Origin of the sequence: Malaciobacter halophilus, assembly GCF_002837275.1 — a bacterium.
Classification (GTDB): domain Bacteria; phylum Campylobacterota; class Campylobacteria; order Campylobacterales; family Arcobacteraceae; genus Malaciobacter; species Malaciobacter halophilus.
In genome coordinates this window covers 15440-35814 of record NZ_NXIF01000036.1, presented here as the reverse complement: position 1 = coordinate 35814, position 20375 = coordinate 15440, and the positions used below count along the sequence as shown (strand labels likewise).

Here is a 20375-nt window from a genome sequence, read left to right as displayed (position 1 = left end):
TTTTAATTACCAATTAAATTAGGAGATATCTGTGTCAGAAAACATATTAAAAGAGTTTAAAGTTCTACTTGTAGAAGATGAACCAAATATTGCAAAACTTTTAAAAGATGCAATAGGAGATTATTTTTTTAGCTTTACACTTGCAAAAGATGGAGAAGAAGGACTAGAAAAAGTAAAATCAATAAAGCCAGATATTGTAATTACAGATATTATGATGCCAAAACTCGATGGTTTAGCAATGACTAAGAAAATTAAAGAGTTTGATGAGAATATTCCTGTTATAGTACTTAGTGCTTTTTCAGAAAAAGAAAAGCTACTAAATGCAATTGATATAGGGATTACAAAATATTTTATTAAACCATTTGATCCAGATGAAGTATTAACATATCTTGAAACTTTAGCAATAAAATTAGATAAAAAAAGAGTTGTAAGACTATCTGATGAATTATATTTTGATAAGAATAAATTTAATCTTTTTGATAAAGAAGATAAAATTGTAAGTTTAACAAAAAGAGAAAAAGATTTTTTATATTTACTAATTAAAAATCATCCCAATATAGTTTCAATTGAAAAAATTAAAGATACTTTATGGGAAAAAGAAGAAGCAACAGATGAGAGATTAAGAACATTTATTAAAAGATTTAGAGCAAAAACTTCTAAAACTTTAATAAAAAATATTTCAGGTCAAGGATATTTAATTTCTCCAAACAATATTTAATTTATCACTTATTAAATCTTTGTTTATATATTTTTTAGACTCACTTAAATTTCCAAAGTTTGGAACATCTAAAAAATTTTGGATATAAAGGCTATTATTGTAGCCTTTGTCTATTAAAACATCAATTATTTCATTTATATCATTTTCATCTAGTAAATCTTCATGTAAAGTCACTCTAGTTTCAAAATCAAAATTTGTTTTGATTAAATACTCTAAACTAGCTATAAACTTTTCATACTGTTTTGTTTTAGTTATATCTTCAAACTTATTTTTAGGTGCTTTAAAATCCAATGCAATATAATCAATATACCCATTGTCTATTAAAGTTTTTAAAAGTTTTTGATTTGTTCCATTTGTATCAAGTTTAATTTTAAATCCCATTGATTTAATTTGTTTACAAATTGGCTCAAGATTATGCATAGTAGCTTCACCACCACTTAAAACAACAGCATCTAAAAGCCCTACTCTTTTCTCTAAAAAACTAAATAATTCTTTAATCTCATAATTTCCTTCTTTAGATAAAACAATATCACTATTATAACAGTATTGACATCTCATATTGCATGATATAAACCATACAATACAAGATAAATTGTCTTTATAATCTAAAGTTGTAAACCGAGTAATATCATATATTATTTTTTTCGATAAATTTAACTCTTTGTTTATGCTCACCTTTTTTTCCTATATTAAAACTTTCTACTGGTCTGTGATAACCCATTACTCTTGTGTAAACAACACACTTTGTTCTTTTATCCTCTAAATGTTTTGGTATTCTGTAACTTTCCATTCTTCTAACTCCTTTTTTAAAATTTCTTCATCACATTTTGGACAATACTCAAATTCTCCACTTATATATCCATGTGTTGGACATACAGAGAAAACTGGAGTAACTGTTATATAAGGTAACTTGTAGTTTGATATTACATTTTTAATCAACTTTCTACAAGCTTCCGCTGAACTTACTCTTTCTCTCATATATAAGTGAAGTACTGTTCCACCTGTATATTTGCATTGTAACTCATCTTGTAAATCTAATGCTTCAAAAATATCATCTGTAAAATCTGCTGGTAATTGAGAAGAGTTTGTATAATAAATATTTTTATCAAACCCTGCTTGAACAATATCTTTAAATCTCTTTTTATCTTCTTTTGCAAATCTATATGTTGTACCTTCAGCTGGTGTAGCTTCTAAATTATATAAATTTCCTGTTTGTTCTTGAAACTCTACCATTCTTTCTCTCATATGGTCTAAAATTTCATGGGCAAACTGCATACCAGTTTGAGATGAAATATCCTCTTTTAAATCAAAAAAGTTTTTAATCATTTCATTTACACCATTAATCCCAATAGTAGAAAAATGGTTATTAAAATGATGTAAATATCTTTTAGTATAAGGGAAAAGTCCTCTATCATATAGTGTTTGTATAAACTCTCTTTTCTTTTCTAATGTAGATTTTGCAAGTTGCATCAACTCATCTAATCTTTCATAAAGTCCCTCTTTGTCATTTTTATAAACATACCCTAATCTTGCCATATTTATAGTAACTACACCTATACTTCCAGTCATTTCAGCACTACCAAAAAGACCTCCACCTCTTTTAAGAAGTTCTCTTAAGTCTAATTGCAATCTACAACACATACTTCTTACATGCCCAGGTTTATAAGCTTTTTCATTTGGAACCAAATTTCCATTTTCATCTCTTATGTATTGGCTACCAATAAAATTTTGAAAATATGAACTTCCAATTTTGGCACTATTTTCAAATAATATATCAGTATTTTCACCATACCAATCAAAATCTTCAGTAATATTTACCGTTGGAATTGGGAAGGTAAAAGGTTGTCCTGTTTTATCACCTTCTGTCATAACTTCATAATATGCTTTATTTATCATATTCATCTGTTTTTGGAAATCTTTATATGTTAACTCTTCAAAGCTTGTATAACCTTTTTGTTTAATTGCTTCATACAAGTCTTCATCATAAAAATCTTTTAAAAGGTGTACTTGCTTCTTTGTTGGAATTTGATCTTTTAAATCTTCAGGTACAGTCCAATCAATAGTTACATTTGTAAAAGGACTTTGTCCCCATCTTGCAGGAACATTCAAATTATAAATAAAACTTCTAATATTTTTTTTAACTTCTGAAAAAGATAGCTTATCTTTAAATACATAAGGTGCTAAATATGTATCAAAAGAAGAAAATGCTTGTGCACCAGCCCACTCACTTTGTAGTATTCCTAAAAAGTTTGCCATTTGTCCTAAAGCTTCTCTAAAATGGTTTGGGGCATTACTCTCAACTCTACCTCTTACACCATTAAAACCTTCATCTAATAATACTCTTAAACTCCAACCCGCGCAATATCCACTTAAGCAATCTAAGTCATGAATATGATAATCGGCATTTCTATGGGCGTACCCCTCTTCTTTTGAGTAAATTTTATCTAGCCAATAGTTTGCAATTACTTTTCCTGCACTATTATTAATTAAACCCGCATGAGAATACCCTGTATTAGAGTTTGCATTAATTCTCCAATCAGTTTTATTAATATACTCTTGAATAGTTTGAGTACAGTTGATATAAGTTGTATCTTTATCTAGCCCTAAAACATGCTCTCTTTGCATTTTATGCATATGTCTATAAAGCATAAAAGATTTCATTACTTCAAAATATCTAGCTTTGTAAAGTTCTTTTTCTATTGAGTCTTGAATATCTTCTACTGCAATCACTCTTTTTTGCTCTAAAAGTTCTAATACATTAAAAAAAATTGTTTTATCATATTTTGTATTTACACTTTTAAATGCTTTTTTGATTGCATCTTCAATTTTAAAACTATGAAACTCTTTGGTTGTTCCATCTCTTTTTAATACTTCTTTTATCATTTTCATTCCTTTTTAATATGTGGAATTTTAAGACAGTATCTCTTAAATAGCAATAACATCAAAAGTCACTAAAGTGTTATTTCACGGGCTTTGTAGCGTTTTATTCATACTTTGAAAGAGTTTTTTTTAAAAAAAAATTTTTCTAAAAAGTTAATTAAGAAACAAATAAACACAACTTATATATAATATTTGCTTTACATTATAAAGGTAAATAATATGAGACATTTTTTAACATTAGCAGATTATACAAAAGATGAGATTTTAGAGATTCTAAATCTTGCAAAAGAGATAAAAACAGAAACAAAAAATAGAGTTTTTAAAGAGTATATGCCAAAACAAACACTTGGAATGATTTTTGAAAAAAGTAGTACAAGAACAAGAGTTAGTTTTGAAACTGGTATCTATCAATTAGGTGGAGTAGGACTATTTTTATCATCTAATGATATTCAATTAGGTAGAGGCGAACCTATGAGTGATACAAGTAGAGTTATTTCAAGAATGGTTGATATGGTTATGATTAGAACATTTGAACAATCTAAACTAGAAGAGTTTGCAAAATACTCAAAAGTTCCCGTAATCAATGGATTAACAAATGAATTTCACCCAGTTCAATTGATGGCTGATTATATGACTATACAAGAAGCAGGCTTAGATAAAGACTTAGTTGTTGCGTATATTGGTGATGGTAATAACATGGCTCATTCATGGTTAAATATGGCTGCAAAATTAGGGTTTGAATTAAGAATTGCAACACCAAAGGGTTATGAAGTAGATAATACAATTTTAGAAAATGCTTTAAATGAAGCTAAAAACTCAGGTGCAAAAATAGTTATTTCAAATAATCCAAAAGAAGCAGTAGAAGGTTCAACTGTTGTTACAACTGATACTTGGGTATCAATGGGACAAGAAGATGAAAAAGAGAAAAGAGTAAAAGATTTTGATGGTTATATTGTAGATAATGAGATGATGAAATTAGCCCATGAAAATGCAATATTCCTTCACTGTTTACCTGCATATAGAGGTTATGAAGTAAGCGAAGATGTTATAGAAGGACCACAAAGTCTAATTTTCCAAGAAGCAGAAAACAGACTACATGCACAAAAAGGTGTAATGGTTTGGCTAGATAAACAAAGAGATAAATAGTATGATAGATTTTAAAAAATTTGAAAAATATTCAAGACCTGGACCACGATATACTTCATATCCAACGGCTCCAGAATTTAGTGAAGAGTTTACTCACAAAGATTTAATAGAGTTTTACAAAAATCAAGATGATAATAGAAACTTATCTTTATATATACATCTTCCTTTTTGTAGAAGTGCCTGTTATTTTTGTGGATGTAATGTAATTTTTACATCTAAAGAGGACAAAAAAGTAAGATATTTACAATATTTAAAAAAAGAGCTTGAAATATTAAAAAAACATTTAAATACTTCAAGAGTTGTAACGCAAATGCACTTTGGAGGAGGAACTCCAACGTTTTTTTCTCCTGAACAGTTAAGAGAAGTTATTTCTATGTTGAAACAAACTTTTGTAAACTTTAGTGATGATGCTGAAATATCTTGTGAAGTTGATCCAAGATTTTTTACAAAAGAGCACATGGATGCATTAAAAGAAGGTGGATTTAATAGATTAAGTTTTGGAGTTCAAGATATTGACCCACAAGTACAAAAAACTATTCATAGAATTCAACCTTATGAAACAACACAAAATGTGATGCAAATAGCTAGAGATGCAGGGATTAAATCTATTAATATTGATTTAATTTATGGACTTCCTCATCAAACTGCTAAATCATTTCATAATACAATAGAACAAGTAATAAAGTTAAATCCAGATAGATTAGCAGTATTTAACTATGCTCACGTACCTTGGCTTATGAAAACTATGAGAAAATTTGATGAATCAACATTTGCACCTGCAAGTGAAAAATTAGTTATTTTAAAAGATACAATTGATTTTTTTACAACAAATGGCTATAAAATGGTAGGAATGGATCACTTTGCAAAACCAGAAGATGAGCTATTTAAAGCTATTGAAAAAGGTGAACTTCATAGAAATTTTCAAGGTTATACAACTAAAGGTGGTGCAGATTTAATAGGAATTGGTCTTACATCAATTGGAAATGGTGTAGATTATTATGCACAAAACTACAAAGATTTAAAATCTTATGAAACAGCTTTAGATGAAGGAATTTTACCTACATTTAAAGGGTATAAATTAAGCAAAGATGATGAAATTAGACAATTTGTAATTATGGAACTTATGAGTAATTTTTCATTAAATATTCCAAGAGTTGAGAAAAAATTTGATATTAATTTTAAAGAGTATTTTAAACATGACTTGCCACAACTTAATGAATTTATTGAAGCTGAACTTTTATGTATTAATGATGAAAAAATTCAAGTTTCTCCTACTGGAACAATGCTAATAAGAAATATCTGTATGCCATTTGATGCATATCTTAAAAAGGTTCCTGAAAATAAAAGAAGATTTTCTAAGACTATTTAGTCTTAGAAATCTACTTTATTAAAGCTTTTTTCTTTACTACAATTCATCAAATATTAACTAATATTTTAGTATATTAACTTCTTTTATGAAATAATAATTTTTTTAAATAATAAAAGGTTTATAAAAAGTGAATAATAAATTTGATTATACAACAATAAGTGATGATTGCGTAAAGTGTGGTAAATGTAAACCTGTATGTACTATTTTCAATATAAATCAAGATGAGACGACAAGTCCAAGGGGTTTTATTGATTTATTAGGTGCTTACAAAAGAGATGAACTTGAACTTGATAAAAATGCAAAAGACATTTTTGAAAGCTGTTTTTTATGTACTAACTGCGTAGAAGCCTGTCCAAATGATCTTCCTACTGATATGATTATAGAACAAGTAAGAAGTGATATTGCAAAAAAATATGGACTTGCATGGTATAAGAAACTATTCTTTTTTCTTCTAAGACATAGAAGAACTATGGATTTTCTATCGAAACTTGGATGGATGTTTCAAACATGTGCACTTAAGCTTGATGAAAAAAAACAGTCTGCACTTCCAAGATTTTCTTTGCCAATAGTTAAAAAAGATAGAGCCTTACCTTTTGCAGATAGTAAAAGTTTTCTAAAAAAGTATCCAGAAAATATCTATGCAAAAAATAAAAAAGAGGAAGAAGGCAAAAAAAATAGAGTTGCAATCTTTATTGGGTGCATGAGTAACTATACTTATACAAATACAGGAGATTCACTTGTAAAAATATTACAAAAGCTTGATTTAGATATTTTTATACCTAAAAAACAGCTTTGTTGTGGTGCACCTGCTTATTTTACTGGTGATTTTGATACTGTTGATTATTTAGTAAAAAAGAACATTGAATACTTTGAAACTTGGATTGATGATGTTGATGCAATTGTTATTCCAGAAGCAACATGTAGTGCAATGATAAACCAAGATTGGGAACACTATTTGCATAATCAACCTCAATGGAAAGAAAGAGCTAGTAAAATTGCTAAAAAAGTATATATGGCTACAAAATGGCTAGAAAATAATACTAAGTTAAATGAATTACTACAAAACTCTAATAAAAAATTTGAAAAAACTATTACATATCATGATCCATGCCATGCTAAAAAGATGCAAGGAGTATGGAAAGAACCAAGAAATTTACTCTCTAATAATTATGTAATAAAAGAGATGAGTGACCCAAATAGATGTTGTGGTTTTGGTGGGGTAACTATGCAAACAGAAAAATATGAGTTTGCAAAAGCTGCTGGATTGCCAAAAGCTGCAATGATTAAACAAACACAAGCACAAGTAGTAAGTGCTGAATGCTCAGCATGTAGAATGCAACTTACAAATGCTTTACATCAAGGTAAAGTTAATGAAGTTGAATTTAAAAATCCTATTGAATTAATTGCAGAGGCATTAGATTAAAGTATGCAGTATTGGCAAAATATATATTCAACTTTTGACCCTGTTGCTTTTAATATAGGACAAATTGCAGTACATTGGTATGGAATAATGTATGCTTTAGCTTTAATAAGTGCAATAATAGTAGCAAAATGGTTTATTAAACATGATAAAATACCTATTAAACAAGATACATTTGATTCATATATTTGGTGGGCAGAAATTGGTGTGATATTAGGTGCAAGACTTGGATATATAATCTTTTATGACCCAAATACTATATATTATTTAACACATCCTTGGCAAATATTTAATCCATTTGTAAATGGAGAGTTTACAGGAATTGCAGGAATGAGTTACCACGGAGCTGTTATTGGATTTATTTTAGCTTCATATCTATTTTGTAAAAAAAACAAAGTATCATTTTTCTTCTTAGCAGATATTGCTGTTATTGGTGTTTCAGCTGGATATATATTTGGAAGAATTGGAAACTTTTTTAATCAAGAATTAGTAGGAAGAGTTACAGATGTTCCTTGGGGAATATATGTAAATGGTGTATTAAGGCATCCATCTCAACTTTATGAAGCAATACTAGAGGGTCTTTTAATTTTTATTATTTTAGTTATTATTAGAAAATATAAATCCTTTGATGGACAATTAGCTTTATTATATGGAGTTTTATACTCTGTGGCAAGAATAGTAGCAGAAATATTTAGACAGCCAGATATACAGCTAGGATTCTTATATGATGATTGGTTAACAATGGGAATGCTTCAATCATCATTTTTTGCATTATTATCAATTTTTATTTATATAAAAATAAAAAAAAGCAAAGCTACTTCTTAGCTTCTGCTTTTTTCTTATCATCTTCATAAGATTTAATTACATCATTTAAATCATCAATCTTATGTCTATACTCTTCAATGTATTCTTGATATACTTTTATTGATTCTTGAGCTTTAGCTAACTTCTCTTTTAAACTTTCATTTAGTTTTTTAAATCTTTCATATCTTTCATAACTTATTCTAGTTGTAGTTCTCATTTTTGAAAGTTTTTCTAAAAAGTCCTCATGGTCTTTTTCTGCTTTTTTATAAGAATCACTTAATTTATGCTCTAAATTTAAAATTCTTCCTTTATCATCATTAATTCTAGAACGAAGAACTTTAATCTCTTTTTGAAGTTCACTTACAAAAGATGTAATACTTCTCTCTTTTGCATCTAATGCTTCTTTTAGCATATCTTGATACTTATTTTCTAAATCTTGTTCATATTTTACTTTTTGTGATTTTTGTTGAAGAATATATCTTTTTAATGTTTGTTTTTCTTCTTCATCTTCTGTAACTAAAAATCTACTAGCTACATATTTTTTTATTTCTCCACTCTCGTCGAAAATAGGAAAAATTGTTGATTTCACATAATATGAACTACCATCTTTTGCTCTATTTTTAATCTTTCCTTTCCAAACTTCACCAGATTTAATAGTATCCCAAAGAGTCTCAAAAATTTTTGATGAATTATCAGGGTGTCTTACTATATTGTGAGGTTGTCCTATTAACTCATCTTTTGTATATCCTGAAACCTCACAAAATATATCATTTGCATAAGTAATAACACCTTCTACATCTGTTTCACTTACTAAGTTTTCTTTGTCTAATATATCTTTATATACTTCTAATTCTCTTTTTTGAATATTTACTAATCTTTTATTGTAATTCTCTTCAATTATTTGATTTAATATTTTAATTGTAGTGATATTTTTAATTGGTTTTAGTATATAATTTGATATTTTTAAACAAATAACTTTTTCTAAAGTTTGTGTATTTGAGTTTTGTGTTGTTAAAACAATTGGAATATCTAATGAAATTTCTCTAATCTTTGTAAGTAATTCTAAGCCTTGAGTATCATCTAAATCTAAGTCAGTTAATATTATATCAATCTTATTTGTTTTATCTGTATAAAGTTCTAATGCTTCATCTTTATTTGAAGCAGTTAAAACTTCTTTAAAATATGTTTTAAAAAATTCTGCTACTTCTTCTAATACTTCTTTATTATTTTCAATAAATAGAAGTGTACTCTCTTTTAATAACTCCAACTCTAATGAGTCATCAGTTTTCTTCTCTGTACCCATATTCGATTGCTAGTTCATCAATTTTATTTTTTAGAAGGTCTAATCTCCATCCATGTCTATTTGCAAACTCTTCTATCTCTTTTTCTCTTTGTTCAGGATTACAGAAGACAAAAATTCTTTTTAAAAAAGGTTTTGGTACTTGTATTGAAATAAGTTGAAAATAGTTCTCTTTACAACTTCTTGAGCAAAAAGCTTTGCTCATAGCAATCTTTTTCTTACAAAATGGGCAGTGTGACATCAATTTCCTTTAACTATTAGTTTATAAAATTTTGCATTTGTTACATCTTGAAGAAATTTTGGATCTATATCGTGAAGAGCGATAATTTCAACTTCTTTATCATCCATTATCCAGCCTTTTCCAGTATCAATAATTTTTTCATCCTGGAAAAGTTTAATTAGTTCTTCCTTAGAAAGTATTTTTTCTTCCATATGTTTAGCTCAAAATTACTTTTGATTCTCCTCCAAAACATAACCTTTATTTGAATGATTTTTAATTATTTCATAGTAAGTTTTTTGTCTAATTTTATTTACAATGTTTCTCATTGTATAAATAGACATATTTTTACCTTTCCATACTACATCTTTAATAGTATCGTAATCAACAATTTCACCACGTTTTTCAATTAGAAGTTTTATAAACGATTTTTCAAGTCTAGTAAAGTCAATTAGCACGCCACCAGGTCTAAAAAATTGGTCTCTATACTCATCAAAATAGATTCCATTTTGAAACTCAATTTTATCGCCTCTTTTTGTTTGGTTCAAACACATAATAATTGCAAGTTTTACATCTTTCACTCTTAATGGTTTAGACATAAAAGTATATGCGCTACAGTTTATTGCAGTTACAATATCATCATTATTCTCTTCATCAGAAATAATAATTTTAGGTAAGCTTGTAGCTTTATTTGAAATCTCTGCACAGATTTGCGCAAAACTATAATCTTTTACATTAGTATCAATTATAACCAAATCAAAACTATTAGAAGTAGCTAAATCAATAGCTTCTTTAGAACCTCTAACTAGTTTTAGCTCTTTAAAATAATCATCAAATTCATTTTCGATTGTTATTTTAACATTGTCATCATTACTAATTACAAGCAGCTTTGCATTGTAAAGTTTTCTTATATTTTTTTCATTTTTTAACATCTTTTACTCTTTGATATTAATTTTTGTTTAAAATAATAGCAAATTTTATTACATTTGTCAAAGAAAAATTATTTATAAATAAATAAAATTTACATTTTCTCTATTATTTTAACTCTTGCCAACTTTTTCCTATATTTTTTGACACTTTCAAAGGAATTTTTAGTTCAACAATGTTCTCCATAATTTCAACTAAGTCCTCACCTATTTCTTCTATTTTTTCATTTTTTATTTCAAAAATTAGTTCATCATGTATTTGTAAAAGCATTTTTATGTCATCATTATTTTTATACTTTTGCCATATTTTAAGCATAGATAGCTTAATTAAGTCTGCTGCACTTCCTTGAAATTTAGTATTTACACCTTCTCTTAAAAAGGCTGCCTTTTGCATACCGTTTGCACTATCAAAATCAAAAACTCTTCTTCTTTTCAATAAAGTTTCCACATAGCCCGTTTCTAATATAGAATCTTCAATTGATTTTAAATAATCTTTTACACTTTTAAAAGCTTGAAAGTATGACTCAATATAACTTTTTGCTTCTTTTGTTTTTATACCTAAAGTATCTGCAAGTTTTCTACTTCCCATACCATAAATTAATCCAAAGTTAATTGATTTTGCAATTGCCCTTTTTGAGCTTGCTTCTTCTTTGCCAAATATTTTAATTGCTGTTTGATTATGAATATCTAAATTATTATTAAATGCTTCAAGCAAAGCTTCATCTTCACTAAAATGAGCAAGTAGTCTTAATTCTATTTGTGAATAATCAATACCAACTAAACTAAAACCTTCTTTTGGAATAAAAGCACTTCTTATTAATGCACCAGCTTCACTTTTAACTGGTATATTCTGAAGATTTGGATTTTTACTACTTAATCTTCCTGTTGCCGTGCCTGTTTGTAAAAATGAAGTATATATCCTTCTATTATTTCTTTGTTTAGCTAGGTTTAAAAGTGGCTCAATATAAGTTGATTGCAATTTATGTGATTCTCTGTAATCTAAAAGTAATGGAATTATTTTATGTTCCTTATAGAGTTTTTGTAAAACCATTTCATTTGTACTATAACCACTTTTAGTCTTCTTAGAAGCTGTTAAGCCAAGTTTATCAAAAAGAACTTCACCTAACTGTTTAGGAGAGTTAATATTAAATTCGCACTGTGCAAGCTCATAAATTGAGTTAGTTAACTCTTGTAAATGTTTAAGACTTTTTTCTTTTAATTCTTCTAAAATAGAAATATCTATTTTTATTCCATTCTCTTGCATATAAGCTAATACTTTTGTAAATTCAAACTCTAATGTTTGTCCTAATTCAAAAAGATAATTCAAGTTTAAAGAGTTAAAAGTCTGTTTTAGTTTATTAAATAGTTTTAAAGTAATAACAGCATCTTCACTTGCATATATGCAAGCTTTTTCAACTTCAACACTAGAAAAGTTTTCACCTTTTTTTACTAAATCTTTAAAAGCTACCATTGTATGATTAAAATACTCTTTTGCTTTTGCATCAAGTCCTAGTTTTGAACTTGGATTTAAAAGCCAAGACATAATCATTGTATCTGCGTATAAATTCATCTGTAAATCAAAATTAACTTTTATTATTTCATAATCATATTTAAAGTTTTGAGCAACTAAGTTAAACTCATTTAATTTAATTAAAGCCTCTTTTGCATCTTCTAAACTTATTTGTTCACAAACACCTAAATAGAAGTGTCCTATTGGTACATAGTAACCTTTATTTTCTTCAAAACTAAATGAGAAACCAACTATTTTTGCATCTTTTGTATCTAAATCAGTAGTTTCCGTATCAAAAGCTACAATAGAATCTTTTTTAATAGAGTTTAATACATCAAATAATTTTTCTTTTGTATTAAGAAGTACTGAATCAAATAAAAGCTTCTCTTCTTTTTGAGGAATTTTTGTTTTATAGTTTAAACCATCTTTATTTACTCTATCAATAATTCTATTTAAATCATATTCAACTAAAGTATCTGCAATTTTTAAAATTGGGTTTTCTTTTGGAAGAGTAAATTTGTCTATTTCATCAAGTACATGACAATCTACTTTTAAAGTAACGAGCTCTTTTGAAATAAAAGCCATCTCTTTACTTGCTTCTAATAGGTTTTTCCATCTTGTTTTTTCAATATTTTCTAAATTCTCATAAATATTTTCAATTGTATTATATTGACTAACTAATGCTTGTGCAGTTTTTGCACCTACACCTTTAACTCCAGGTACATTATCTGCACTATCACCTAATAGTGCTTGATAATCAGTAAACTGCTTTGGAGAAACTCCATATTTTTCAAGACATTTATCTTCATTTATTACTGTTTTTTTTATTGGGTCAAATAAATAGATTGTATCATCATCAATTAATTGATATAAATCTTTATCATGACTTACTATTCTTACTTCCAAATCTTTTGTTTTTGCATCATGGGCAATAGAAGCTATAATATCATCTGCTTCAAAACCTACTCTTGAAGCTGTTTGAAAGCCCATTTTTTCAATCCAATCAATCGCAACAGGAAGTTGTTTTAAAAGATCTTCTGGAACATCTGGTCTGTGAGCTTTATATTCACTATAAATCTCATTTCTAAAAGTATCACCCTTTGAATCTAAAGCAAATACTAAATAATCAGTATGAAAATCTTTTCCTATGTTTGCAATAAAATTCATAAATCCTGTTAATAATCCAGTTGGAAAACCTTGTTTTGATTTTAAAGGAGGAAGTGCATAATAACTTCTAAATAAAAACCCGAATGTATCTATAACTGTTATTGTTTTCTTCATATTACCTACTTATAAATTTTTAAAGTTTTTATAATATAATATCAATACTAAAAATAAGGTTTTATATGTCAGAAGAGTACGATATTACTAAGCTTAAAAGAAGTAATGATGAACTAAAAGAGATAATAAATAATTCTTGGGATGGAATAGGAATTATTGATTTTAGTGGAAAATTTATATATTTTAATAATGCTTTTGTCCCAATCTTAGGATATAAAAAAGAGGAATTAAAAGATAAAAATTTCATTAGCTTTATACAAGAAGATTATAAAAGAGCATTTATTGAGCTAATGAAAAAAAATTTAAAAAATAGATACGAATCAGATATAAATATTGTATGTATTAGAAAAGATAAACAAAAAGTCTATTTAAAAATTACTCTATCAACTATGTTAAATAAAAAACTTTTTGTAATTAATACTAAAGATATTACAAAAGAGATTTCAGATGACCAAATTTTAGATAGTTATGTTGCTTCAAATCACGTAAATATTGATGGACTTATAACACACACTAGTTTAGCTTTTCAAACATTAAGTGGATACAAAGAAGAGGAGCTTTTAAATAAGCACCATACAATAATTAAATCAGCAGATGAAGATGATAGAATCTTTAGTGAAATTTTAACTTCAATTAAAAATTCTAAAGAGTGGAATGGAAGAATAAAAGCAAAAAGAAAAAATGGTACAATATTTTGGATTGATACAAAAGTAAAACCAACATATAACAAATATGGTGATATTACTGGTTACACTTCATTAATGTTTGATATAACAAATGAGATAAATCTTGATGTTGAAACAAAATCTTTACAAAAAGAGGTAGTACAAAAAGACAATATATTAGTTCAGCAATCAAAATTAGCAATAATGACAGAAACACTACAAATGTTATCCCATGAATGGCGACAACCACTAAATATTATCTCAATTAGAGCCCAAAAACTAGAACTTGATATCTCTCTTGGTTTAAATAATAGTGATGCATTTGCTCAAACTTTAAAGGAGATAAAAGATGATGCTCAAAAACTATCTGATACAATCGAAGAGTTTCAAAGTTTTATTCAAGTAAAAAGTGAAAAAGAAGAAGTTATTGCAAAAGATGTAGTTTTAAAAGCAATAGAGATATTTAAAAAAGACCCGGAATCAAAAGATATTGATTTTATAAAAGATGTAACAGATATACCAGTATTTAACACATATAAAAATGAATTAACTACAATTTTAGTAAATATATTAGTAAATGCAAAAGAGGCTATATTTAGAAATAAGATTAAAAATGGTGTAATAAAACTTACATGTTACTGTTTAAATAATACTATATATTTTGAAATAAGTGATAATGCAGGAGGCATAAAAGATGATATTATTGATAAAATCTTTGAGCCATATTTCTCCACAAAAGAGTCTAAACATGGTGTTGGACTTGGACTATATACATGTAAAATTATTACAGAAATGCACTTAATGGGAAAAATAAGTGTAAAAAATCACAATAGCGGTGCTACTTTTAAAATAGCACTACCAATATAAAGGAAAAAAATGATTATAATTCCAGCAAGATTAAACTCAAGTAGATTTGAAAATAAAATTTTAGTAGATATATTAGGTCTTCCAATGGTGATAAAAACAGCTGTGCAAGTTAGTGCACTAGATAATGTAGTAATTGCTACTGATTCACTAGAAGTACTTGATTTGGCAAAAACACATGGGTTTGAAGCTGTGTTAACTTCAAATAGTCATCAAAGTGGAACAGATAGAATAAATGAAGCAGTTAATAAACTTAATTTACCAGAAGATGAAATAGTTGTAAATGTTCAAGCAGATGAACCTTTTATTGAGCCAGAAGTTGTAAAAGCAGTAATAAATAGAGTAAAAGAAGTAAAACAAAACAATGAAGATACAATGATTGTAAGCTGTTATAAAAAAATTAGTTCAAATTTAGCAGATGACCCTAATCATGTGAAAGTAGTCTTAGATGAGAATAGTAATGCTATATACTTTTCAAGAGCAAAAATTCCATATCATAGAGATCATTATGAAAACTCAAATTACAATGGTCATTTAGGAATTTATGGTTTTACTAAAAAAAGCTTAAATAAATTTTGTTCTTTAAACTCTTCAAAATTAGAAAAAATAGAAAAGCTAGAACAATTAAGAGCAATTGACAGTGGGTATAATATTTCTATGGTAGAAGTTGAATCTAGGTCATTTGGAATTGACACTCAAGAAGACTTGGAAAATGCTCTTAAAATCTTCAAAAAATAACAATATTGATGCATTAAGTGCCATATTTTATAGATAATATAACTTTAAAGAGTATTTTTATATAATAACTGTAATTTTAAAGTATAAGGTACTTAATGCACTTTGATGTTTTAATAGCAGATAGTGAAATTATTGAAGATAAAAAACTAAGAAATAAAACTACAAAAGAATTATCAAATTTAAATCTACATTTTACGCTTGATGAGCAAGAAATTTTATCTAAAAAAATGGATTTAAATCTGCTTATTATTAATATAGATTTAAATAACTCTATAAAGATTGCAAAAGAGTGTTTAAATAATGATATTGATGTAATATTTATAATACAAAATACACAAAATCTTGATGTAGCTTATAGTATTGAAGTATTTGATTTTATATATAAACCACTATTTTTTAATAAATTAATATTTAAAATAAATCATTATGTAAAAATTAGAGAAAAAGAGAAAGAGCTTATAAAACAAAAAGAGTTCTCTTCAATTATTTTAAATAATATTGCAACTCCAATTTTTTTGACAAATAAGGATAGTTTTCTTTTTGCCAATAAAAATTTCTTTAAAGTTATGGGAATACAAACTCTTGATGAGTTAAATAAAAAGTATAAAAAAGTAGCTAATCTTTTTGAAAAAAAGCAAGGTTATCTTTTTGAAGATAAAAATTGCAATTGGCTTGAACAGCTAAATAAACAAAATGAATCAAAAGTATTAATAAAAACAAAAACAAAAGAGAAGATATATAAGATTCAAGCAAACTATTTAAAACAAGATAAAAATTATTTGATTTTTTTAGATGATATCACCCATGAAATAGAGTATAAAAATGAACTAATAAATCTTTTATATACAGATAATTTGACAAAGAAACCAAATAGAGCAAAATTAATTGATGAACTACAACATGAAAAAATAGATATAAATTCACTTGCAATTATTGATATTAACTCTTTTAAGGAGATAAATGATTTTTTTGGTAATAAAGTAGGAGATTGGGTATTAAAACAAGTATCTTTTTTAATTGATGAGGTAATTAAAGATTTTAAAAAAATTAGACTGTACAAGTTTCCTTCAGATACATACTGTATTACAGGAGAGAATATTACTAAAAATGACTTTTTGATGGCTATTAAAAATATTATTGATAAGATATATAAAGAAGTTTTTTCATATGAACAATATGAAATTGATACAAGAGTAAAAGCAGGCATATCTTTTTCTACTAAAAACAACAAACTAATCACTGCAGATTTGGCTTTACAAGCTGCAAAAAAAGACAATAAAGATTATCTAGTGTTTTATGACCAGCTAGACAATTTACAAGAGTATGAAAACAATATGAAATGGACTAAAAAACTGAAAAATGCTCTTACAAATGACCAGATAATTGTATATTATCAGCCTTTAATTAATAATAAAACAATGCAAATTGACAAATATGAGTGTTTAGTTAGAATGATTGATGAAGACAAAGTAATCTCTCCTTTCTTTTTCTTAGATATTTCAAAGAAATCTAATCAATACACAAAAATAACAAAAATTGTTTTAGATAAAGCATTTAAAAAGTTTGATAAACTTGATTATGAGTTTTCAATAAATATCTCATATGAAGATATTGAAGACCCAAAATTTATTGAATATGTAAGAAAAAAATTAAAAAAGTATAATGTAAAAAACAAAGTAGTTTTTGAAATTTTAGAAGATGAAAGTGTAAAAAATTACGATATACTTATAAAGTTTATTGATGAAATAAAAAATCTTGGGTGTAAAGTTGCTATTGATGATTTTGGTTCAGGATATTCAAATTTTGAACATATTTTAAAAATGAATGTTGATTATTTAAAAATTGATGCTTCAATTATTAAAAATGTAGTAGTTGATAAAAACTCTTATAAGATAACAAAAACAATAATAGAGTTTGCAAAGAATTTAGGATTAAAAACTATTGCAGAGTATGTAGAAAATGAGGATATTTTCAATACAGTAAAAGATTTAGGAGCAGATTATTCACAAGGATACTACTTTTCTGCACCAAAAGAAACACCACAAATAAACAACTCAACTAAGGCTAAAAATGAATAAAGAGATACTACAAAATATAAAAGTTTTATACGTTGAAGATGAAAATGATGTAAGAGAGTTTACTGGAAAAACAATAAAAGCAATTGTAAAAGAGATAATTGTTGCAAAAGATGGAAAAGAAGGATTAGAAAAGTTTGAGCAAAATCAAGATATTGATTTAATTGTAACTGATATAAATATGCCTAAGATGGGTGGTCTTGAAATGTGTGCAGAGATAAAACAAAAAAGTCCAGAGATTCCTATTGTAATTACAAGTGCACATAATGATCCTAATTTTTTAAAAAAAGCTATTGATGTAGGTGTTAGTGCATATGCTATGAAACCTATTGATTTATACCAATTAATTGAAAGTATGATAAAAGCTGTTGAACCAATCTTTTTAAGACGTCAATTAGAAGAGGTAAATCTATCTTTAGAAGAAAAAGTTGAAGAAGGTATTCAAAAAATAAAATCAATTTTGGATGCCCAAGATAATATAGTATTTGTTAGTAGCTCAAATATAATAACAAATGTAAATAAGAAATTTTTAGAGTTTTTTAAAACAAACAGTTTAGAAGAGTTTTTAAAACAACATTCATGTGTATCAAAACTATTTAAAAAAGAAAGAGGTTTTTTTAGTCTTGAAACTTTAGAGGGCAAAGATATAACTTGGATTGAATATTTACAAAACTTAAATGAAGTTGATAGAGTTGTTAAAATAGCTAATAATAAAGATATAGATAGAGTTTTTACAGTAAATATTGATGATTATGAACACAATGGAGAACACTTTGTAATATCCTTAACTGATATTACTGAATTAAAAGAGAAATCAAATCTTTTAGAGTATCAAGCAAGTCATGATTTATTAACTGGACTTTTTAATAGACAAAAATTTCATGAAATCTTTGGAAAAGAGATAAGAAGAGATAAAAGATATGAAAATGATTTATCTTTAATACTTTTTGACATTGATTTTTTTAAAAACTTTAATGATGAGTTTGGTCATAATATTGGAGATGAAGTACTTAAGTTTATTGCAAATATTGTTACAAAAAGTGTAAGAGAGCATGATACCGTTGTTAGATGGGGAGGAGAAGAGTTTTTAGTTTTACTTCCTGAAACAAATATTCAAGGAGCTATTAAAGTTGCAGAAAAGATAAGACTTGCAATAGAAGATTTTAAATCTGATGAAATTCCTAAATCAATTACTGCAAGTTTTGGAGTAACAACTCTTCATGAAGGTGATAATGAAGAAGAGTTTATAAAAAAAGCTGATATGGCTTTATACAAAGCAAAAAAAGAGGGAAGAAATAGAGTTATTTCTTACACTGCTTAGAAGTTAAAATCTTCTCCTAAGTAGTGTTCTCTAACACTCCCATCACTTTTTATCTCTTCGCTTTTTCCAGAAGCTAATAAACTTCCACTTTTCATTACATATGCTCTATGACAAATTTGTAAAGTCTCTCTTACATTATGGTCTGTAATTAAAACCCCTATTCCTCTTAAAGTTAATTGATGAATTATCTCTTGAATATCTTTTACAGCAATAGGATCAACTCCAGCAAAAGGTTCATCAAGAAGTAAAAATTTAGGTTTTGATACTAAAGCTCGTGCTATTTCTGTTCTTCTTCTTTCACCACCTGATAAAGAGATACCTTTTCTTTTTCTAATTGGTTCAATATTAAAAACCTCAAGAAGCTCTTCTACTCTTCTGTGTTGTTCATCTTTATTGTCAGTTACAACTTCAGCTGCTAAAAAAAGATTATCTTCTACACTTAAATCTTTGAAAATTGATGACTCTTGAGGTAAATAACCTATTCCTTTTAATGCTCTTTGATGTAAAGGAAGATTTGTAATATTTATATCATCAAAAAAAACTTCTCCACTTGTTGGTTTAACTAACCCACATACTGTATAAAATGTAGTAGTTTTACCAGCTCCATTAGGACCTAATAGACCTACAATCTCTCCACTTCTTATATTTAAAGAGATTCCATGTAAAATTTGAGTCTTTTTTATTTTTTTTGTTATATCTTTTATCTCTAGCTTATGCATGAATTATATATTGCCTTTTATTTTCTGTTTTTTCAATTTCAATAGTAATTACGTTAAAACCATATGAAAGAAGTAGCTCTTCTAATCTTTTATCACCCCACTCTACAAAGTGCACGCCTTTTTTTTCAAACTCTTCTAAAAGTCCTAAAGAGATAAACTCTTCTAAGCCTTTATTATAAACATCATAATGATATATATTATTTGAGTAAACAGTTTGAATAGAAAAAGTAGGTGAAGTTACTAAATCTTCACTTGATTTATTTTTTACAAAATTTTTAACTAAAGTTGTTTTACCACTTGCTAAATCACCTCTTAGTAAAACAACACAATCACCTTTTTGTTTTATTTTTTCTTCTAACAAAGTTATAAGTTTATCTATTTGTTCTAAGTTTAATTCTAATCTTTCTTGCAAACTACTTTTC

At 26.7% G+C, this 20375-nt stretch carries 19 protein-coding genes; 9 read left to right on the top strand and 10 right to left on the bottom strand.

Going from position 1 to position 20375, the window contains the following annotated elements:
- The first annotated feature begins 31 nt into the window (after positions 1-31).
- A complete protein-coding gene (locus CP960_RS09625) occupies positions 32-718 on the top strand; it encodes a response regulator transcription factor (protein ID WP_101185203.1) in 687 nt (228 codons plus the stop codon).
- Here CP960_RS09625 and CP960_RS09620 read toward each other — a convergent pair.
- From CP960_RS09620 to CP960_RS09615, 3 genes are read right to left on the bottom strand one after another with little or no spacing between them, the layout of a single operon-like run.
- Positions 695-1393: an anaerobic ribonucleoside-triphosphate reductase activating protein gene (locus CP960_RS09620; protein WP_101185202.1), complete on the bottom strand. Its 699-nt coding sequence runs from the start codon at positions 1391-1393 to the stop codon at positions 695-697. The two genes, CP960_RS09625 and CP960_RS09620, sit on opposite strands and share 24 nt — an antisense overlap.
- Positions 1347-1508 carry an anaerobic ribonucleoside-triphosphate reductase gene (gene nrdD, locus CP960_RS14060; RefSeq protein ID WP_114815559.1) on the bottom strand — a complete coding sequence of 54 codons (162 nt, stop codon included), beginning with the start codon at positions 1506-1508 and terminating at the stop codon, positions 1347-1349. The genes CP960_RS09620 and nrdD overlap by 47 nt, the downstream gene beginning before the upstream one ends.
- Positions 1478-3601: a ribonucleoside triphosphate reductase gene (locus tag CP960_RS09615; protein WP_101185201.1), complete on the bottom strand. Its 2124-nt coding sequence runs from the start codon at positions 3599-3601 to the stop codon at positions 1478-1480. Before CP960_RS09615 ends, nrdD begins: the two co-directional genes overlap by 31 nt.
- Positions 3602-3817: 216 nt before the next feature.
- Here CP960_RS09615 and argF point away from each other — a divergent pair, with 216 nt between their 5' ends.
- From argF to lgt, 4 genes are all read left to right on the top strand, one after another.
- On the top strand, positions 3818-4744 hold the full coding sequence (gene argF, locus CP960_RS09610) for an ornithine carbamoyltransferase (protein ID WP_101185200.1): 927 nt from the start codon (positions 3818-3820) through the stop codon (positions 4742-4744).
- Position 4745: 1 nt separating this feature from the next.
- Positions 4746-6113: an oxygen-independent coproporphyrinogen III oxidase gene (hemN, locus tag CP960_RS09605; protein WP_101185199.1), complete on the top strand. Its 1368-nt coding sequence runs from the start codon at positions 4746-4748 to the stop codon at positions 6111-6113.
- 127 nt (positions 6114-6240) lie between these two features.
- Entirely contained in the window at positions 6241-7536 is a 1296-nt protein-coding gene (locus CP960_RS09600; RefSeq protein WP_101185198.1) for a (Fe-S)-binding protein, read from the top strand.
- 3 nt (positions 7537-7539) lie between these two features.
- On the top strand, positions 7540-8358 hold the full coding sequence (gene lgt / locus CP960_RS09595; protein ID WP_101185197.1) for a prolipoprotein diacylglyceryl transferase: 819 nt from the start codon (positions 7540-7542) through the stop codon (positions 8356-8358).
- On the opposite strand, the gene CP960_RS09590 is transcribed toward lgt, so the two are convergent.
- The 5 genes from CP960_RS09590 to polA form a co-directional block, all read right to left on the bottom strand.
- Positions 8348-9640 carry a PAS domain-containing protein gene (locus CP960_RS09590; RefSeq protein WP_101185196.1) on the bottom strand — a complete coding sequence of 431 codons (1293 nt, stop codon included), beginning with the start codon at positions 9638-9640 and terminating at the stop codon, positions 8348-8350. The genes lgt and CP960_RS09590 overlap by 11 nt on opposite strands.
- Entirely contained in the window at positions 9618-9878 is a 261-nt protein-coding gene (locus CP960_RS09585) for a DUF2116 family Zn-ribbon domain-containing protein (protein ID WP_101185195.1), read from the bottom strand. Before CP960_RS09585 ends, CP960_RS09590 begins: the two co-directional genes overlap by 23 nt.
- Positions 9878-10069 carry a hypothetical protein gene (locus CP960_RS09580; RefSeq protein WP_101185194.1) on the bottom strand — a complete coding sequence of 64 codons (192 nt, stop codon included), beginning with the start codon at positions 10067-10069 and terminating at the stop codon, positions 9878-9880. Before CP960_RS09580 ends, CP960_RS09585 begins: the two co-directional genes overlap by 1 nt.
- 15 nt (positions 10070-10084) lie before the next feature.
- Positions 10085-10786, bottom strand: coding sequence for a response regulator transcription factor (locus tag CP960_RS09575; protein ID WP_101185193.1), 702 nt, complete (start codon positions 10784-10786; stop codon positions 10085-10087).
- Between the two features lie 103 nt (positions 10787-10889).
- Complete coding sequence (polA, locus tag CP960_RS09570) at positions 10890-13571, bottom strand: DNA polymerase I (protein ID WP_101185192.1); 2682 nt, start codon at positions 13569-13571, stop codon at positions 10890-10892.
- A gap of 65 nt (positions 13572-13636) precedes the next feature.
- Between polA and CP960_RS09565 the strand changes: the two genes are divergently transcribed.
- The 4 genes from CP960_RS09565 (at position 13637) to CP960_RS09550 (ending at position 19234) form a co-directional block, all read left to right on the top strand.
- Positions 13637-15103 carry a PAS domain-containing sensor histidine kinase gene (locus CP960_RS09565; RefSeq protein ID WP_101185191.1) on the top strand — a complete coding sequence of 489 codons (1467 nt, stop codon included), beginning with the start codon at positions 13637-13639 and terminating at the stop codon, positions 15101-15103.
- A gap of 9 nt (positions 15104-15112) precedes the next feature.
- Positions 15113-15838 (top strand): 3-deoxy-manno-octulosonate cytidylyltransferase, encoded by a 726-nt coding sequence (gene kdsB / locus CP960_RS09560; RefSeq protein ID WP_101185190.1) that lies wholly within the window; start codon positions 15113-15115, stop codon positions 15836-15838.
- A 95-nt stretch (positions 15839-15933) separates the two neighbouring features.
- The gene (locus tag CP960_RS09555) at positions 15934-17916 is read left to right on the top strand and encodes a bifunctional diguanylate cyclase/phosphodiesterase (RefSeq protein ID WP_101185189.1); all 1983 of its coding nucleotides are present in this window, start codon (positions 15934-15936) and stop codon (positions 17914-17916) included.
- Complete coding sequence (locus CP960_RS09550; protein WP_101185188.1) at positions 17909-19234, top strand: GGDEF domain-containing response regulator; 1326 nt, start codon at positions 17909-17911, stop codon at positions 19232-19234. Before CP960_RS09555 ends, CP960_RS09550 begins: the two co-directional genes overlap by 8 nt.
- Here CP960_RS09550 and lptB read toward each other — a convergent pair.
- Together lptB and tsaE are read right to left on the bottom strand one after the other, a co-directional pair.
- On the bottom strand, positions 19231-19953 hold the full coding sequence (gene lptB, locus CP960_RS09545; RefSeq protein WP_101185187.1) for an LPS export ABC transporter ATP-binding protein: 723 nt from the start codon (positions 19951-19953) through the stop codon (positions 19231-19233). The two genes, CP960_RS09550 and lptB, sit on opposite strands and share 4 nt — an antisense overlap.
- Positions 19946-20365, bottom strand: coding sequence for a tRNA (adenosine(37)-N6)-threonylcarbamoyltransferase complex ATPase subunit type 1 TsaE (gene tsaE / locus CP960_RS09540; protein ID WP_101185186.1), 420 nt, complete (start codon positions 20363-20365; stop codon positions 19946-19948). Before tsaE ends, lptB begins: the two co-directional genes overlap by 8 nt.
- Positions 20366-20375 lie beyond the last annotated feature (10 nt).

Bases quoted from the DNA above. Each gene is read 5' to 3' on its own strand.
- CP960_RS09555 (WP_101185189.1), top strand. From the start codon at position 15,934: ATGCACTTTGATGTTTTAATAGCAGATAGTGAAATTATTGAAGATAAA.
- CP960_RS09580 (WP_101185194.1), bottom strand. From the start codon at position 10,069: ATGGAAGAAAAAATACTTTCTAAGGAAGAACTAATTAAACTTTTCCAG.
- lgt (WP_101185197.1), top strand. From the start codon at position 7,540: ATGCAGTATTGGCAAAATATATATTCAACTTTTGACCCTGTTGCTTTT.
- CP960_RS09575 (WP_101185193.1), bottom strand. From the start codon at position 10,786: ATGTTAAAAAATGAAAAAAATATAAGAAAACTTTACAATGCAAAGCTG.
- kdsB (WP_101185190.1), top strand. From the start codon at position 15,113: ATGATTATAATTCCAGCAAGATTAAACTCAAGTAGATTTGAAAATAAA.
- lptB (WP_101185187.1), bottom strand. From the start codon at position 19,953: ATGCATAAGCTAGAGATAAAAGATATAACAAAAAAAATAAAAAAGACT.
- CP960_RS09585 (WP_101185195.1), bottom strand. From the start codon at position 9,878: ATGTCACACTGCCCATTTTGTAAGAAAAAGATTGCTATGAGCAAAGCT.
- CP960_RS09550 (WP_101185188.1), top strand. From the start codon at position 17,909: ATGAATAAAGAGATACTACAAAATATAAAAGTTTTATACGTTGAAGAT.
- CP960_RS09565 (WP_101185191.1), top strand. From the start codon at position 13,637: ATGTCAGAAGAGTACGATATTACTAAGCTTAAAAGAAGTAATGATGAA.
- hemN (WP_101185199.1), top strand. From the start codon at position 4,746: ATGATAGATTTTAAAAAATTTGAAAAATATTCAAGACCTGGACCACGA.
- argF (WP_101185200.1), top strand. From the start codon at position 3,818: ATGAGACATTTTTTAACATTAGCAGATTATACAAAAGATGAGATTTTA.
- CP960_RS09615 (WP_101185201.1), bottom strand. From the start codon at position 3,601: ATGATAAAAGAAGTATTAAAAAGAGATGGAACAACCAAAGAGTTTCAT.
- CP960_RS09590 (WP_101185196.1), bottom strand. From the start codon at position 9,640: ATGGGTACAGAGAAGAAAACTGATGACTCATTAGAGTTGGAGTTATTA.
- polA (WP_101185192.1), bottom strand. From the start codon at position 13,571: ATGAAGAAAACAATAACAGTTATAGATACATTCGGGTTTTTATTTAGA.
- nrdD (WP_114815559.1), bottom strand. From the start codon at position 1,508: ATGGAAAGTTACAGAATACCAAAACATTTAGAGGATAAAAGAACAAAG.